This window comes from Acinetobacter sp. 228, assembly GCF_048147885.1.
The window spans coordinates 19,301-36,162 of sequence record NZ_JAYWYV010000007.1; the positions used below are offsets into that span (position 1 = coordinate 19,301).

Annotated in this window: 15 protein-coding genes; 7 read left to right on the forward strand and 8 right to left on the reverse strand. The window is 42.5% G+C overall.

The annotated features are described in order from the left end of the window. Positions 1–38: 38 nt before the first annotated feature. The 3 genes from atpB to VXQ92_RS07320 all read right to left on the reverse strand — a co-directional run bounded on the left by atpB (position 39) and on the right by VXQ92_RS07320 (position 2,429). Entirely contained in the window at positions 39–914 is an 876-nt protein-coding gene (gene atpB / locus VXQ92_RS07310; RefSeq protein WP_064096953.1) for a F0F1 ATP synthase subunit A, read from the reverse strand. Positions 915–1,025: 111 nt separating this feature from the next. Then, positions 1,026–1,418: an ATP synthase subunit I gene (locus VXQ92_RS07315; RefSeq protein ID WP_064096952.1), complete on the reverse strand. Its 393-nt coding sequence runs from the start codon at positions 1,416–1,418 to the stop codon at positions 1,026–1,028. A gap of 174 nt (positions 1,419–1,592) precedes the next feature. Next, positions 1,593–2,429, reverse strand: coding sequence for a metal ABC transporter solute-binding protein, Zn/Mn family (locus VXQ92_RS07320; protein ID WP_416680962.1), 837 nt, complete (start codon positions 2,427–2,429; stop codon positions 1,593–1,595). 147 nt (positions 2,430–2,576) lie between these two features. Here VXQ92_RS07320 and VXQ92_RS07325 point away from each other — a divergent pair, with 147 nt between their 5' ends. Genes VXQ92_RS07325 through znuB form a run of 3 tightly spaced genes read left to right on the forward strand, consistent with a single transcriptional unit; the run spans position 2,577 to position 4,642 of the window. Then, on the forward strand, positions 2,577–3,074 hold the full coding sequence (locus VXQ92_RS07325; RefSeq protein ID WP_416680963.1) for a transcriptional repressor: 498 nt from the start codon (positions 2,577–2,579) through the stop codon (positions 3,072–3,074). After that, the gene (gene znuC / locus VXQ92_RS07330; protein ID WP_064096949.1) at positions 3,056–3,838 is read left to right on the forward strand and encodes a zinc ABC transporter ATP-binding protein ZnuC; all 783 of its coding nucleotides are present in this window, start codon (positions 3,056–3,058) and stop codon (positions 3,836–3,838) included. The genes VXQ92_RS07325 and znuC overlap by 19 nt, the downstream gene beginning before the upstream one ends. A 3-nt stretch (positions 3,839–3,841) precedes the next feature. Next, positions 3,842–4,642, forward strand: a complete 801-nt coding sequence (gene znuB, locus VXQ92_RS07335) for a zinc ABC transporter permease subunit ZnuB (protein WP_064096948.1) — start codon at positions 3,842–3,844, stop codon at positions 4,640–4,642. A gap of 88 nt (positions 4,643–4,730) precedes the next feature. Here znuB and VXQ92_RS07340 read toward each other — a convergent pair whose 3' ends face one another. Beyond that, positions 4,731–5,351: a LysE family transporter gene (locus VXQ92_RS07340; protein WP_064101719.1), complete on the reverse strand. Its 621-nt coding sequence runs from the start codon at positions 5,349–5,351 to the stop codon at positions 4,731–4,733. A gap of 161 nt (positions 5,352–5,512) precedes the next feature. Between VXQ92_RS07340 and VXQ92_RS07345 the strand changes: the two genes are divergently transcribed. Then, on the forward strand, positions 5,513–6,433 hold the full coding sequence (locus VXQ92_RS07345) for a Dyp-type peroxidase (protein WP_416680964.1): 921 nt from the start codon (positions 5,513–5,515) through the stop codon (positions 6,431–6,433). A gap of 44 nt (positions 6,434–6,477) precedes the next feature. Here the strand turns inward: VXQ92_RS07345 and VXQ92_RS07350 are convergent, their stop codons facing one another. From VXQ92_RS07350 to VXQ92_RS07360, 3 genes are read right to left on the reverse strand one after another with little or no spacing between them, the layout of a single operon-like run. Beyond that, positions 6,478–7,164, reverse strand: a complete 687-nt coding sequence (locus tag VXQ92_RS07350) for a hypothetical protein (protein ID WP_005108400.1) — start codon at positions 7,162–7,164, stop codon at positions 6,478–6,480. Between the two features lie 12 nt (positions 7,165–7,176). Then, entirely contained in the window at positions 7,177–9,153 is a 1,977-nt protein-coding gene (locus VXQ92_RS07355) for a LysM peptidoglycan-binding domain-containing protein (RefSeq protein WP_416680966.1), read from the reverse strand. 17 nt (positions 9,154–9,170) lie between these two features. Continuing rightward, a complete protein-coding gene (locus VXQ92_RS07360) occupies positions 9,171–12,008 on the reverse strand; it encodes a type VI secretion system Vgr family protein (RefSeq protein ID WP_416680967.1) in 2,838 nt (945 codons plus the stop codon). 246 nt (positions 12,009–12,254) lie between these two features. Here VXQ92_RS07360 and VXQ92_RS07365 point away from each other — a divergent pair, with 246 nt between their 5' ends. Then, positions 12,255–13,409: a methionine aminotransferase gene (locus tag VXQ92_RS07365; RefSeq protein ID WP_416680968.1), complete on the forward strand. Its 1,155-nt coding sequence runs from the start codon at positions 12,255–12,257 to the stop codon at positions 13,407–13,409. A gap of 133 nt (positions 13,410–13,542) precedes the next feature. Continuing rightward, a complete protein-coding gene (locus VXQ92_RS07370) occupies positions 13,543–14,907 on the forward strand; it encodes an MATE family efflux transporter (RefSeq protein WP_416680969.1) in 1,365 nt (454 codons plus the stop codon). 119 nt (positions 14,908–15,026) lie between these two features. Here VXQ92_RS07370 and VXQ92_RS07375 read toward each other — a convergent pair whose 3' ends face one another. Beyond that, positions 15,027–15,875, reverse strand: coding sequence for an SDR family NAD(P)-dependent oxidoreductase (locus VXQ92_RS07375; protein WP_416680970.1), 849 nt, complete (start codon positions 15,873–15,875; stop codon positions 15,027–15,029). Between the two features lie 224 nt (positions 15,876–16,099). Here VXQ92_RS07375 and VXQ92_RS07380 point away from each other — a divergent pair, with 224 nt between their 5' ends. Continuing rightward, complete coding sequence (locus tag VXQ92_RS07380; protein ID WP_064096939.1) at positions 16,100–16,777, forward strand: TetR/AcrR family transcriptional regulator; 678 nt, start codon at positions 16,100–16,102, stop codon at positions 16,775–16,777. Positions 16,778–16,862 lie beyond the last annotated feature (85 nt).

A 16,862-nucleotide genomic window follows, 5' to 3' on the forward strand; every position in this document is an offset into this window, starting at 1 on the left:
ACTGTGCCCAACCATCTCGTGACAGTCAGGCAATACCATTAATGTTTTTCGCTAGCCATACTCAAGTATACGATAGTCAGCATCATGAAAATGAATGCCTGTAGCGTAATAACAAGAATGTGGAAGATCGCCCAAGGCACAGACAACGCCCACTGGATCCAGAACGGCAATAACGCGATTAGGATGAAGATTAACTCACCTGCATACATGTTACCGAACAGTCGGAGAGCCAATGAAACTGGACGAGCAAGGAAGGTTACCAATTCCAAAATCAAGTTCACTGGAATAAGCAACGCTTTTGCAACTGGGTTACTTGGATTGAATGGGTTAAGTGCCAATTCGCCGACAAAACCACTAATACCCTTTTCACGGATACTGTAAAACAAGATCAGTGCAAATACAGACAATGACATACCAAGGGTAATGTTAGGGTCAGTAGATGGAACAATCTTGAAGTAAACGTGATGAGGGTCCATACCAAACACGTTTGCACCAATCAATTGAGCTGTATACGGGATAAAGTCAACTGGGATCAAGTCCATTGCGTTCATGAGGAAAATCCACACGAAAATGGTCAATGCAAGTGGTGCAATTAAGCGTGATTTGCCATGGAAAGTGTCGCGAACACTTGAGTCAACAAACTCAATGATCATTTCAATTGCAGACTGGAACTTGGTTGGAACACCAGCATTTGCAGCTTTCGCTACAATCCAGAACAGCAAACAGAAAATGACACCAAGGCCGATTGACCAACCCATTGAATCCAAGTGAATAGCAGTGAACCCCATCTGTTGAGCTTCATCAGCAGTCTCAGCCAACTTCCAAGAACCATCCGGCATCTTGCCATAGGTCATGTTGGTCAAGTGATGCTTGATATACTCGGTCGAAGTAAGCGCATGTTCTTCAGCAGCCATAAATCACACCTGGTCAATGTCAAATACTAAATAGAGTGAACGAACATCGCGTGCTGCCTGACATCTCGTTCATCTCCTAAAAAACTTTTCAATTTTTTGTTGTGCCTATACTCATTTTTGTAGACGTGACGCCCAAAATGGAGCGACCCACGACATGGCCTGAACGAGCATAAAACCACAAAACAACGCCACCGCTGACAACGGCTTAACATTGCTTAAAATCAAAATGAAACCAACAATCACAATGGCAAACTTTCCCATTAAGCCTTTATACATGTTCGACAGAACTTGTTTAGACGCGCGGGCTCCTGCTGCTCGAAACGATTGCCACGAAAAATAACAAGTCGCGAGCCAACATACGAGCGCACCTAATGCTGCACTCAAGGCTGCGGTTGAGTCTTTCACGACCCAGCCGATCAAGGCTGAAACAGGGATCATACAGGCTTGCAGGAGGACCAAAGCTTTCGCTAATCGTCGGTCAATCAAGCGACTAGTTCGGCTCATTATTTATTCACTCACAGCAATCATGCTTGACAAGTTTAACAGGTGATTATTTTTAATCGCAGGCATTATAGAGTTACACCCCTGAACATGCAATCTTTTCCCGACCTTAGTCGCGTTTTTTTAAATCGGGTCAATGCTGCTAAACTAATCAAAATCTGTGCATTTTTTAAATCATTAGCGCGCATTTATCACACATTTTTGAGTTTTTGCCGCCAATTGCTGCCACGCTTCTACGAAGTCCCCTGCACCGCTCATGCTTTCATCTACATCCTGGAACACCACCGGTTTGAGTTTTCGGTACTGATTTTCACTGGCATGACCTTCGGCCAGCAGACACATTTTACGTTGTGGACGATGATCCTGCAGAAACTTGATTTGTGCCACAGTTGGCGAGACATGCGGATCATCTGTTAATGCCCCCATGAATTTTAAATTCAGTGGGCGTTCCAGATACTGATAGGCATCGTGATAAGACCAATAGGGCTGGGCTTTACTGCTTGAACCATAACGCTGGGCCGTAGCAAACATGTTTTGTGCAAAGTCACGGGCATTTTTCCAATAGCGTTCGCGATGCTCCGGCAATTGCTGCGAACGCAATGCAGCAATAAAGAAACCAATCCGCACTGCATTGTTGGGATCAAGCCAGACATGCGTATCTACCGTATTTTTTAAGGCCTCGCCACGCGGATTACGCATCGGCAAGGTAGTCAAGATCCCGGAGTCTAAAAGTGCAATACCTTTATTACTTTCAGTCAGCACTTTCGCCAATGGTGCTTCATGCGCCTTGCCGAGCCAGATGACCAGACCTGCATCCTGAATGGTTTTACGATGTGCCGGGGTAAGACTGACATCATGCCCGCTCTGATTGGCCAGCAATAAGGTCGGCTGTTCCACGCCTTGGGTAACTTTCTTGGCGATCAGATAGATCGGCTGAGTAGACACCACCAGACTTTGTGACCAACTGAGTGTGCTGAACAAGGCCAGCAGACTTATTGCAAGGAGACGGAACATGGGCAGGAATCACTTAAAAAACGATAAAATCAGTGAGTGTTATAATATAACAAAAATACAAAAATACCTATGCCCAATCGAAACTCAGAACGCTTCATGCTAAGATTTGAAATCTATTAATTTTCAGTTTCGCACTTGAGGTGAACTATGGGTTCCTGTTCGCACGAACACCACAACGCATTGCACGGCGTGCACGACTATCCGAATGTCGCACAACGTCTTGTCGAAGCTGAAAGTCTTTGTGCAGCAAGCGGCGCACGTCTGACACCTTTACGTAAAGAAGTGCTGGAACTCATTCTGAATGCGCATGGCCCAATGGGTGCCTATGATCTGTTGGCACAAATGAAAAATGCCAGCGATCGTCCTGCAGCACCACCAACGGTGTATCGCACTCTGGATTTTTTATTAAGCAAAGGTCTGATTCATCGCCTGACCTCGATCAATGCCTATATTCCTTGTTGCCATCCGCGTGAAGGACATCAGGCCGCTTTTTTAATCTGTACCCGATGTAAAGCCGTCAAAGAAGCTTCAGCGCAGGGTCTACTGGATCAACTCGATGCACTGGCAAGCTCGGACGACTTCACTGCACATCATAGTATTATTGAAATTTCAGGAATTTGTCAGCAGTGCCGCAACAAAGCTTAAGTGCTCCTCCCCTGATTCAGCTTTCCAAGATCTGGGTCAAAATCGATGAGCGCGATATTCTAAAAGCCATTGATTTCTCGCTACAAGAGAAAGAAATTGTCACACTGATTGGTCCAAACGGTGCGGGTAAGTCAACCTTAATTAAAGTCATGCTCGGCATTCTGAAACCGCAATCAGGTGAAATCACGACTGCGCGCAAGCTTAAATTCTCTTATGTGCCACAGAAATTCAATCCTTCACATAGCTTGCCGCTCCGGGTAAAGGATTTACTGGCACTAGAAAAGTGCCCCGCCAAAATTAAAACCGAGATTATTCGCGATACCGGCATTAATAACCTACAAGACTCCAAAGTTCAGCAGTTGTCTGGTGGCGAACGTCAACGGGTGCTACTGGCTCGCGCCTTGTTGCGCCAGCCGGATATTCTAGTTCTCGATGAACCGATGCAGGGTCTGGACATCCAGTCCGAAGCGGAACTCTATGAATATGTCCGCAGCCTGCCAGAAAAATATGGCTGTGCCATTCTCATGGTTTCACATGACCTGCAATGGGTGATGCAGGGTACACATCGTGTCGTTTGTCTGAACAAGCATATCTGTTGTAGTGGCCTGCCAGAAAGCGTGCAGCAACATCCGGAATACCAGGCTATTTTTGGTACCAACCGGGTGTTTTACCAACATCATCATGACCACTGTGCTCATGGAGACTCTGCGACCCCCTGTCAGCATGATTCACGCCCTCATATCCACCCAGAGCCGGAAGCTTAAACCATGATGGATTGGTTACAACTCCTTTTACCTGCATGGATCATGGGTACGCTATTGGTATTTCTGACTGCCCCACTGGGCTGTCTCATGCTGTGGCGTCGTATGTCCTTTTTTGCCGACACCATGGCACACGGCACTTTATTGGGTGTAGCGCTTGCTGGCGCTTTAAGTTTACCGCTTTGGGTAGGTGTGACCTTTTTGGCCCTACTTTTGGTCGGAATTCTCTGGATTTTGCACGATCCTCGCTTGCCCAATGATGCCCTACTTGCACTTTGCTCAGCGACCCTGCTCTGCTCAGGATTGTTATTCATCCAGCATTTACCCAGCTTAAGACCGGAACTGCTCAGCTATTTATTTGGTGATTTACTCACGATTTCCTGGACTGACTTACCGACTTTTGCCATTGTCATTGGTCTGGCCTTAGCCGTGCTATATAAAAGTTGGCAAGCGCAGATCCAAATCGCGATTGATCCAGACATGGCGGTCAGTGAAGGCGTCAATGCCAAATGGCAACGCCTGATTTTCATGTTGCTGTTAGCACTCTTTACCGTGCTTGCTCTAAAAGCAGTCGGTTCACTCTTGATGGGTGCATTATTGGTGATCCCTGCCCTGACTGCCCGATTACTGGCAAACTCCCCTCGTCAAATGGTGATCTGGGCATTCGTGATTGCACAAATTGGGGTGACCGTAGGCCTCTGGTCTAGTGCAGGCCTCAACACTTCAACAGGTCTAACCATTGTCCTGACCATGGCCACCCTATTTGCATTAATTTTTTGTATCCAGAAGTTTAAAAAGCTGAGTTAATCTTTCTTTCGCATCGTTATAACTTTTATATACTTTTTATTTTCTATTAACCCATTCAGCTCTCTCCAAAGGAGAGAGCAAACAATCTCTATTGATGCACCAAACTCAATAAAAATGCTGCGCCAGCAAATAAACCGGCAAAAGTCCGGTTCATGACTTTTTGTTGTTTCGGCGATCTAAGTAGCCTTAAAACTTTAGCCGCCAGTCCGGTATAACCGGCCATCACAATCAGATCAATTGTCACCATCGTTGCTGCCATAATCAGATATTGAATCCATTGCGGCTTGGACAAGTCCAGAAATTGTGGCAGGACTGCCAGTAAAAATACGATGGCTTTGGGATTACTCATATTGACCAAGAAACCATGTAATACCAGTTTCCCTGCCGATTTACGTGCCAATTCGTGTTTAATTTCGATAGATTGTGCGGGTGCTTTCCACTGTAAATATGCCAAATACAACAAATAAGCCACGCCAAACCATTTCACCGCCAAAAATGCCCATGGTGTGGTTGCAAACAAAACTCCCACACCTGCCGCAACCACTGCAATCTGCACCAATAACGCCAGTTGCAGACCCAGCGCATTCCAGTAACCATGCCGAAAACCATAGTTGAGCCCACTCGACATTGATGCAATTGCTCCTGCGCCCGGGGACACACTAATCACCCAGCAGGCCAGCATATAGGCAAACCATATTTGATAGGACATGAACATTTCACTCAGCAAAACCCACCCAATATTATATGAATCTTCCAATAAAATCAGGCTAAAAACCTGCTTAAATATAAAGCATCGGACTATTCACTCTGTGTGGCTTCAGGCACAATATAGAAATTAGAAAACAGGACTTATTCTTACAGGAGCCATGAATGACAGCCCAATCGGTAATCTTGCCACTTCCTTCAGATCATGCCCGCTTTATTGTTTTACGTATTAAAGATTTAAGTATTGAAAAATTAAAAGAACAACTTGAACATCTGTTTACTTCACGTGATCGGCTGATCACGCAACATCCTCAAGCACAAATTAAAACGGCGGTAGCCTTTGGGCCTGAGCTCTGGTCACGCCTGTACTCACAAAGTCCTGCAGGTTTTAAACAGCTTGAACCCATTCATGGTTCATTTGAAATGCCTGTGGTTCCGGCAGATATGATCATTCATATTGCCAGTGCCCGTGCTGATATCTGTTTTGCGCTCAGTCAGGCTTTTTTTGAAGGCATTCAGGATCAGGTTCAGGTGCTGGATGAGCGGGTTTGCTTCCGCTATTTTGATGGTCGTGACATAACTGGCTTTATTGATGGAACTGAAAATCCGCAATTCCCGGATGATCGTGCTGAAGTCGCATTATTAGGTGAAGATTCAGGTATTTTCCAAGATGGTTCATTTATTTTTGCCCAACGTTACGCGCATAACCTGGAAAAATGGAAAAAGCTAAAAGTTGATACTCAGGAACAGGTTATGGGTCGTACCAAGCTTGAATCGATTGAGCTGGATGATGAAGTCAAACCTGAAAATGCGCACGTGTCACGTACTGTAGTGGAAGATGAAGAAGGCGAAGAAATGGAAATCCTACGTCATTCTCTGCCTTATGGTGATGGACGTGGTGACCAGGGTCTATTCTTTATTGCCTACACCAAAGACCTTACGATTATCGATGCTATGTTAGAACGTATGTTTGGTACCTCTGGCGATGGAATTCATGATCGTCTGCTGCATTTCGTAACACCTCTAGATGGTGCCTATTACTTTGCACCGAGTGAGGAGTTGCTGGAAGAGGTTTTGGAAGGGTAAAAGAAAAAAGGATTGCTACATTAATAATGTAGCAATCAAATAAACTATTTTTTAAGTGATTTTTGAGAGTTTATACTTTCACACCCTAATGTAGATGACAAACATTTCAATTCAGAATTTAATATTAATTTATACTTCTCTAATTTACCACTAGACTCTCTAACATCTGCTTCATATAAATATTTTTTTTCTTTTAGAATATAAGAAAAATTATCACCCGCTAATATATTTACATAATCACTCTCTAAATTAGCAGATGAAGAGTCTACTACTGGAGCTTCAACAACTAAATTTGATAATTTGTTATATATAAATAAATTAGAGCTAAATTTTTTATAAGGTCTTTTTACATAATCTATTTCGCTGAATTCTCGTGTTCGAAAAGCTACTATTTTTTCATCTTGATAGAGTATTTTTAAATCAACACTAGACTTCAAAGGTACTGTACTTTTAAATAAATAATATTCTTTTTGATTATTTAAGACCTCAATACCATAAATTTTAAGGACGTAATTCCCACCAGAATATTTTTTATTTTTATTTCCATAATCAATTAAACCTAACTTTAAGTTATTATTTAATTGAGAGAATTCACCAAAATGATCTAAAAATAAAACTGGTTCATTAATCTGTATAGCACTCTGCTGATAATCGTTCCAATCTATATTTTTAGAATGACATGATAATGAAAAAAAACTACCAATTATTACCAGAAATTTAATTATTTTCATATTTCAAAAAGCCTAAATTAATTTTGTTAGAAAAAAAGGAATAGGATCAAATCTTCCTTGTAAACCTTTACCCAACAATGGCGAACTTCTCGTCTCAAAATGCAAATGTCCACCCTTTGATATAGTAGTCATTCCACTCGCATTTCCACTAGACCCTGTTTTACCTAAAACTGTCGTAACATCCACAGCATCTCCCTTTTCAACATTTATAATAGATAAATGAGCATAAAAAAAATAAATAAAATTGCTATTTATAATTTTTTTTAATGCATATTTTTTTTGTTGTATAGGCAGGTCATCAATATTTACTTCTAATACAACAATTTTACCATATGGCCCTCCACTATCCTTTGCGACAGCAATAATGCCACTACATACTGCAAAAATATTTGTACCTGAGTCAGCAGCTAGATCTATACCTTGATGATTTCTTGTACCTCCATTTCTAACCTTCCCAAAGGTGGCACTTTTGATATTTGCAAGACCAGCAGTTCTTAACTTATTTACTGATAAAGGATCTACCCATATTTCACTTCCTCCTACAGTTTTATTTTCTTGTACTTCTTTACTTGAGATTGGTGTTGGTGTTGGTGTTGGTGTTGGTGTTGGTGTTGGTGTTGGTGTTGGTGTTGGTGTTGGTGTTGGTGAAGAAGCTTGTCCTAATAAAATTTTTATTGTTTCCTCTAAAGATAAATTCGCCCCGGAAGTTTTTGATTTATCCAGTACATAATCATAAATATTAATATGTGCATCAATATAAGCTCTTAACCATGCTCCATAGGCAGCTTTTGCATCATCATTATATCTTTTCAAATAATCTGAAGCTCTTTGTTTACCTTTACTTCCAAATTGTGCAAATAATAAATTTTTCGCTCTTTCTTGAGAAAAACTATTCTGTATGAATGACCTAGTACCGCCTGCTCCTTCATGATGTAATAGATAAGCAAGTTTCGCGATTGAACTTGGTTCTGTTAATTTTTGATAAGGTAATTTTGACCATTTAAAGTTAACAACTGCATAAGCTGCTGCTGCATCAATAGAGAATTCAGGATTGAATCTCAGACTGAGAAGTTGCTTCTCAGTAAGTTTCTTAATTTTTGAAGCATATTGCCCTATTAAAGTATCTTGATTTTTACAAATTTCAAGCCACGTACCTTTTAAAAATTGTGTTAATCCAGCAGCATTTGTACTTGCATTAAAACTTTCCGGATCCCATTCACCATTACTTTTTTTTGCAGCCTCAGCATGGATTAAAGCTGCGAGGCTATGAGGTGTAAACCCATGACGCCTTGAAGCATCTATAACAAATTTTCTATATTTATTATTTACTGTATTTAGAATAAAGTTCTCTTCTGTAAATTGACTTGCAATTATATGAGTACTATTACCCAAATCAGTCCTTTTTTGATCGTTTCTTGGTTCGGGTAAAATTATAGATGATTGACTAGTATTTTGTTCATCTCCTCCCCTTATAATTGGCTCTGCTAAATTTTTTAATGATTTTTTAATTTCATCAACTTTCTGCTGGACTATACCTGATTTAGGATAGTGAGTACCTGAAACCTTCATTTGCCTTGAAGTCAACCTTAAAACTTTTTTCCCTATAGGTAAACTTTTATAATTAGCTATTAAATCAAAGGTACCTTTAATATTTTTATAATAAACTTTTAGTCCCTTTGAATGATCTAAAATTTCTAAATCATAGATCACACCATCTTTGAAAACTATGTCATTTGACTTACCATCATATTCTAATTTTACAATACCTTTTGGGATTAACTTAAAGGACAAATCTAATAATATAATTCTTAAAACTACTTCAGCATTAATCTTATCTGTTTTACTAATATATATTTTTTGACCTATTTTTATTTTATGAATAGCAGAACTATTTAACTCATTAAGTTCAGCTATTTTTTTTACAGTAATATTAAATTTTCTTGAGATACCCCATAATGTATCTCCTTTTTTTACAATATAATAATTCACAGAGAGTACCTTTATAATTATTTAATGTCTTCTAACTGAATTCCATGCTCTCCCACATCAAATTCATCTTCTATATCAGTTACTTTAGTTTCCAAATCTTCAAAGATACTTGACCATTGATTAAATCCAACTAATGCTTCATAAGCTAATGATTCTTCAAAAATAGATAATTGAGTCTTACCATTCAAATCAGTTTTACTTTCCCACAAGATTTCCTTATTTTTGGGTGTGAACATAGTTACCTGTGCACCTTCAATGCCTTTACCACCTAAACTACTGAATAAAAAATCTACAGCGTAGGGGCCAGCTTTAGGTAACTCAGGAATTTCATAGAAAATTTTAGCCCCTCCTATAAAACTATGCTGCCCTGCCTTACACTCAAATTTCCCACCAGTTGTGACCATTACTCCACCACCATTGATCTTAATTTGAGACCCTCCAGCGGTCAGTACGATCTCCTTCGGACTGGTGATTTCGATCTTGTCTTCAGTCGAAATAAGCTTGATTACCTTGCGGGCAATCGCTTCAATCGCATCATCTTGGGCTTGTAGTTCAATTTTTCCTTGAGCAGCATAGAGACTCGCACCCTCTTGAGTAGCAAATAAACTGATCTTGTCCTGTGCATGAGCAACTAAAGATTTCTGTGTGGATAAATGAATATTATTCCCGGCACTCTGATTGATTTGCTGATCAGCGGATAAATGAATATTTTCATTTGTGCTCAGTGCAATCGTTTGGGGGGCAGTTAATAACATCACGGCCTGTTTAAATGCGGCAGCCTTGGCTTGATCTTCAGCTTCAATCTGACTCAGAAACTGTTTTAAACTATCAAAAAATTGCAGCGGATCAGTCTGCTGTTGTTCAGCAATATCACTCAAGGCTTTACTATGATCGAGATTCGATTCAATCTGCTCTTTGGCACGACTCGCATCCAGGTGATTGCCTGCTGCTGAATCTTGCCGATAAGTGGAGATTAATAAGCCTTTTCCTGCACGTATGGCACCCCACTGGTCTGTCCTTAGTTCAAAACCTTCTCCTCGACCTTCGCTGCTTTCACTTTCTTTAGGATGGCTTAGATTTCCCAGATTGAGCTGACTGGCTGCATGACTACTTTGCAGCTGCGCACTAATCTGTTCAGGGGTATCATCGAAACGCAACTGGTTAAAGCCATCCCCATCGACCTCCTGAGAACGGATGCCACTGAGTTTTTTGGTCGCAGGAAGTTCTCCTTTTGCATCAAACATGGTCGGATGCCGTTCTGCTTCATGAATCCGTCCCACCACAAAGGGCCGGTCGATATCACCTTCAAAGAAGTCAATCACTACAATTTCGCCAATTCGCGGATGCAACCTGATGCCATAACCCTCACCCGCCCAAGGGGTCAAAACATCCACCCAAGCAGAATCGCTATCATTGTCATTGCTGCCTGCACCGCCATCATGCTGATGATCCTCACTCCGGGTAAACAGAAAACGAACTTTCACCCGTCCCCATGCATCGACATGAATCGTTTCACCTTCAGGTCCGACCACTCGAGCCCGTTGCGGATATGCAGAAGGCCGATGAATGAAAGGCTGATATTCAGGAACAACCGGGATTTCGCGGCGCACAATCTGTAGTTCATTAGCCTGTCGTTCCTCCTGTGTCATCTGCCAACCACTCTTCTCAAGCAAACTGTCCAGCTGCGATAAGATATCTTTGGGTAAATTGTTCTGGTTATAAAACTGCTTAGCCAAAATCAGAAATTCACGTTGATGGGCAGGATGCTGATCAATTTCAGGATGCTGTTGCAGTTCAAACCAGTATCCAACCTGAGCATCTCGTACGCTGCTACTGGCTTTAAAATATTTGGACTGCAAAGCATGATAGTCACTGAGCTGCTGATTGAGTCGTTCCAGTTGAGTTATACCAGATACTGTCACCTGATCCTCATGATTTAAGTCGCCGGTCCAGGCCGGACTGATGTTCCAGGCATCTTCAAGCTGAAGAGTGGCATTTGCGTGAATATCACTTTGCTGATGATTACTGAATAAAGGCTGGCTTTGATCCTGGGCGAGTTGCTGGGCGTGCCAGCGCTGGGTCTGGGTACTATTCGGATTGAGCTGACGTACCGCAATCAGACTGTTCAGCGTGTCGAGCTGTTCGGTGGCATGACTGCGATGAAACCGGATGGAGCGGCGTTTTAAAGCTGAAAAATATTGGGAATGATCTACCAGTTTTAAAAGCTGAGCTTGAATCTCGCTGGCTGATACAGGCACAGTTAATTGCTTTTCATCAATCAGCCAGTTAATTCCTTCGCTACGCCATAAACGGGTCAGAAAATCATAATCCGATTCATTCGACTGCATCACAAAAGGCCGGACATCATAGTCTCGGCTGAGTCCTGTCAAATCCAGGCTGAGACTGGCAGCGAATAATGCACTTCTGTTTTGCCATTCACTGAACAGGATTTCACTGATCTCGCGCACCGTCTTGTTCATAAAAACCCGACTGTTACGGCGCTTCTGCCAGAGTGCAGTCGGGTCATTTAGCGTCAATTTATACAGGGTCAAAGCTCCATCATTCTGTCCTTGACTGGCTGCAGTAATAATGCCCGTAGTCCGGAAAAGTTCACCCCGGTCTGTGACCTGATCAATGGCCACCCGACAGCCGATAAATTGTTTCAAGGCAATATGAGCATGAGTGGAAAGACAGATCAGTTCAGCCTGCAAGCCTTGATTGATCTGATGCTGACCCTCAATCCGCTGAATCAAAACCTGATGATTTAAAGGAGGATGTGAAAACTGTAAATGTAGCGCACGATGCTGTCGCTTAAGCCCGAGCTGCTCCAGCAGCATATGGATAGGTTTTGGCATTTTATAGTTATCATTTTAAGCTTTATTATTGTGCGGCAGATTTTAGGAAAAGTTATCTATTTCGTCCAGTTTACGATGCATTTCACATAATTAGGCCTTTAATTTATGGCCCTTCAATTAAAAATCTTAAATCGCATGTGGTGCATCTTAATTTAAAATATTGCCCAATATTCCCTATTTTTCTGATTATCCAATACGGAACTTGCTGCTACACTCATTCAGATCTCATTCTTCAAGGCCAAGGATATGCTGGAACTCCCTTCTAAATTACCTGATTTGGGCGTGACCATTTTTAGTACCATGTCGGCCTTGGCACAAAAACTCGGAGCCTTGAATCTTTCTCAAGGATTTCCGGACTTTGCAGCGCCTCCTGCCTTGATTGAAGCTTTAAAGCGGGCCAGCCAGAATGGATTTAACCAGTACGCTCCGGGAGATGGTCTGCCAGTCTTGCGCAGTCTGGTGGCAGATCTCTATCAGCAGCGTGATCAACTGATTATTGATCCTGTCGAGGAAATCACGATTACGCCTGGGGCCACGATTGCGATTTTTTGTGCCATTCAAGCCACGGTGCGTGCCGGGGAAGAAGTAATTATTTTCGATCCAAGCTACGACAGTTATGGACCTGCGGTTCAACTGGTTGGGGCAAAGCCAGTGCATATTGCTTTGCAGCATCCTGATTTTTCTGTGGACTGGAATCAGGTCAAAGATGCCATTAATGATCGTACCCGCATGATTGTGGTGAATACTCCGCATAATCCGAGTGGGAGTGTCTGGTCCAAGGCAGACTGGCAGCAACTGATCGAGCTGATTCGCGAGCGCAATATTGTGGTGCTGTCCGATGAAGTCTATGAACATCTGGTTTTTGACGGTGTTCAGCACTATTCGGCGTGGTCATTTCCAGAACTTCGCGAGCGTAGCTTCGTGATTGGTTCTTTTGGTAAAACCTTCCATGTCACGGGCTGGAAAACCGGATTTTGTATTGCTGCACCGGCACTCATGAAAATGTTCAGACAGATTTATCAGTTTGCCAGTTTCTGCGGTGTGACGCCCGTTCAAGTTGCCTTAGCGGAATATATGCAACTGCATCCTGAGCATATACCTGGACTGTCCTCTTTCTATCAAAACAAACGGGATTTATTTAACTCATCCATTGAAACGTCACGCTTTAAGTGGACACCCTCTCAAGGAACTTATTTCCAGAACTTAGATTATTCAGAGATTCGGCCTGAGCTCGATGATTTGTCCATGTGCCATTTTCTGGCAGAACAACATGGGATTGTCGCGATTCCAGTCTCTGCGTTCTACCAGCACCCTCCTGACGATTTACGTCTGCTCAGGTTCTGCTTTGCAAAAAAAGAACAAACTCTGGTCCAGGCAGGTCAAATTCTTTCAAAGGTTTAACTCACCTTTTTAACTAAAAACCTTATAAAATAAGTAGCTTAGTTACCTAAAAGCTAAGGCTTTTTTCTATACTCTAGCCAATAATAGTTACAGCAATAAATAAGTAGATAATAATCCAATCACAGGATGTCGCATGGCACAGCAAGCATTGATTCACCAAGAGAATTTATGGAAAGCCTTTCTGGTTTTTCTGGTGCCATTGATTGTGACCAATATCCTGCAAAGTCTTTCTGGCACGGTCAATACAATATTTGTGGGGCAAATGCTAGGCGTCAACGCCATTGCTGCTGTTGCGGTATTTTTTCCAATCCTGTTTTGCCTAATGGCTTTTGTGATTGGCTTATCCGCCGGTTCTACCGTACTGATTGGCCAGGCCTGGGGCGGGAAAAATATAGAAAAAGTCCGCTGTGTGGTTGGTTCAACTTTATTTATGACCTTGATTGGCGGCAGTTTGATTGCACTTTTTGGGGTGATTTTTGCTGAAAATATTCTCTTGGCACTCGGCACAGATCCGGATGTAATGCATTTGTCCCTGCCTTATGTGCAGTGGATGCTGGTAGGTAGCCCCTTAATTTTTATCTATATTTTTTATACCTCCATTCTGCGTGGTGTCGGAGACAGTACCACGCCCCTATTTGCTTCCGTCATTACCATTGGGGTGGGCCTGGTGGTGACACCGGTCCTGATTGGCGGTTATTTTGGCTTTCCTAAAATGGGCATTATTTCACCGGCACTTGCTACCATTCTGGGAAATCTCGCAGTTCTGGTATTTTTGATTTTGTATCTGAAGCGCAAGCAGCATCCGCTCAAGCTCGACTGGGCTTTATTAAAAAATATTCGTCATCAGCCCCAGTTAAGCAAAACCATCCTTAAACTGGGAGTTCCAACTGGTGTACAAATGGTCACGACTTCAGTGGCTGGTCTGGTAATTGTGGGACTGGTTAACCGTTATGGTGCAGAAGCAACAGCCGCCTATGGCGCAGTCAATCAGGTCTTAAATTATATTCAGTTCCCTGCCTTATCGATTGCGATTGCTGCATCTGTATTTGCTGCTCAAGCCATTGGTGCAGGCAAATCGGATCTGCTGAATAAAGTTACCCGCACTGCGCTCATTATGAATATCCTGTTCACCGGTGGTCTGGTGATTCTGGCTTACCTGTTTTCCAAATATCTGATGGCGCTGTTTATTACCGACCCCCAGGTGGTGGTGCTCGGTCAAAAACTGCTGTTCATTGTTTTGTGGGCAATTCTGTTTTTTGGCGCCAGTGCCATTTTTGCTTCGATCATGCGTTCCAGTGGTACGGTAACTATGCCAATGCTGATTAATATTTTCGCCATTCTATGTATTGAAGTTCCCGCCGCTTATCTGTTTAGCCGGTGGTGGGGCCTGGAAGGTATCTGGTATGCCTATGCATTGGCCTTTGTCAGCATGTGTATTTTGCAGGGACTGTATTATCAGTTTGTCTGGAAGAAAAAGACCATTGAGACCTTGATATAGATAAAAAGTTTATAATTCAAAAGCCTTACATTACCTCAGATACTGACCTTCTAAAGAGTCAGATTAGGATTATCGTGATAAAAAGAAAACCCGCTTTTGCGGGTCTGTTTTACAATTTCTTAAGCAGACTTTTTCTTTCTTTTACCAAATTGGGTCGCCAGTGCAGTGACATGCTGATAACCGGTCGGCAAGATTCGCTGAATCAGGTCTATCGCTTTGGCATCATTGCCGATGAGTAGACGGCGCTTGTCTTTTTGTACCGCCTCCAGAATTTGACGAGCAGCTTCTGCAGGTGGACAACGCAATAATTTATTAAAATTACGGGCCGATTTTTCCGGATTCATACCTAAAGTCAGCAGGCTGTTATTCATTTTTGCTGCATTGGCAATATTGGTACGGATCCCGCCCGGATGCACACAGAGCGCACTGACTCCGCAATTTTCCATGTCCAGTTCCTGACGCAGGGATTCAGTAAAGCCACGTACTGCAAACTTGGTCGCATTATAAGCAGACTGGGTCGGTTGAGCCGTTAAACCAAACAGGCTGGAAATATTGATAATATGGCCATCGCCAGTTTTCTTGATCAGTGGCAGAAATTCTTTGGTGCCATACACCACACCCCAGAAATTGATTCCGACGATCCATTCCAGTTCTTCATAAGATGCCCCTTCCACTGTTGAACCCAGTGCAACACCGGCATTGTTAAAGATCATATTGACACTACCATGATCCTGTTCAACCTGCGCCGCCCAGTTACGCACCTGGTCCAGGTCAGCCACGTTTACTTTCTGAATGGTGACACGGACATCACTCTCTTTGAGCAATTCGAGCGTTTGCGCCAGACCCTGTTCATTGATATCACTCAGTGCCAGATGACAACCCTGCTGGGCCAGTAGTACCGCCAGTTGCTGGCCAATACCTGAACCGGCCCCGGTAATCGCGGCAACTTTATTGTTAAAATTTTTCATTTAATTTCCTTATGTAAACTACTGCCATTCCATGACAGCAGGATCTTGTTCTGTTGTTTCAGGAGCTAGCACAGATCCTCAATATAGTTTTGACAATACAGATTGTCAATAATTATCCCATATCCTTAGAGGCCAACTTTCGGGACAGAATTTCTCATGTAGGTCTAAGCGTGATTTATTGCTAAGATATTCAAAATCTTTATACAGATGAGCACTCAGGCCTTATGACCGATTCAATCGACTCAGCAGTGAAACCACGAGCCGCCAAAACCAGACAACGTCAGTTTAAAGGCCTGTCGATGGCGGAGCGGCAGCAGGCACGTCGTGAAAAGTTGATCGAAGCTGGAATTGAAGCCTATGGCAGTTACGGCTTTTTTTCAGTCACGGTCAAAGATATCTGCAATGAAGCCAAACTGACTGAACGTTATTTTTATGAATCTTTCAAGAAAAGCGAAGATCTGTTTCAGACCATTTTTTTGAAACTGATTGATGAACTGCAACAGAATGTGATGCAGGCCATGATGCAGGCATCGAGTGATCCGAAAAAAATGATCGAAGCCGGTTTGACAGCCCTACTCACCACCTTGCGTGACAATCCACGTATGGCCAGGATCATTTATATTGATGCCATGCTGGTACAGGAACTGCATAATCAGGCCACCATTCATGAAACCATGTCGCGTTTTGACCGTATGATTCATGCTTTTGTCATGTTAATGATGCCGCAGTTAAATCGTAGCGAGCAGGAAATTTCCCTGGTTTCGACCGGTTTAAATGGTTATGTCACCCAAATTGCCATTCGTTGGGTGATGAGCGGTTTTAAGCATTCGCTTGAAGAAGTTTTATCATCTTGCAGTGTGGTTTTTTTAGCACTATTAGAGTCATTTTCCGAGAAAAAATAGCTGTTAAATCCTTTTGTTAAAAAGGTATTATGAGCTTTCCAGTGTAGTTGTGAATTTATGCTTTATCTTGGAAACAGGTAAAATT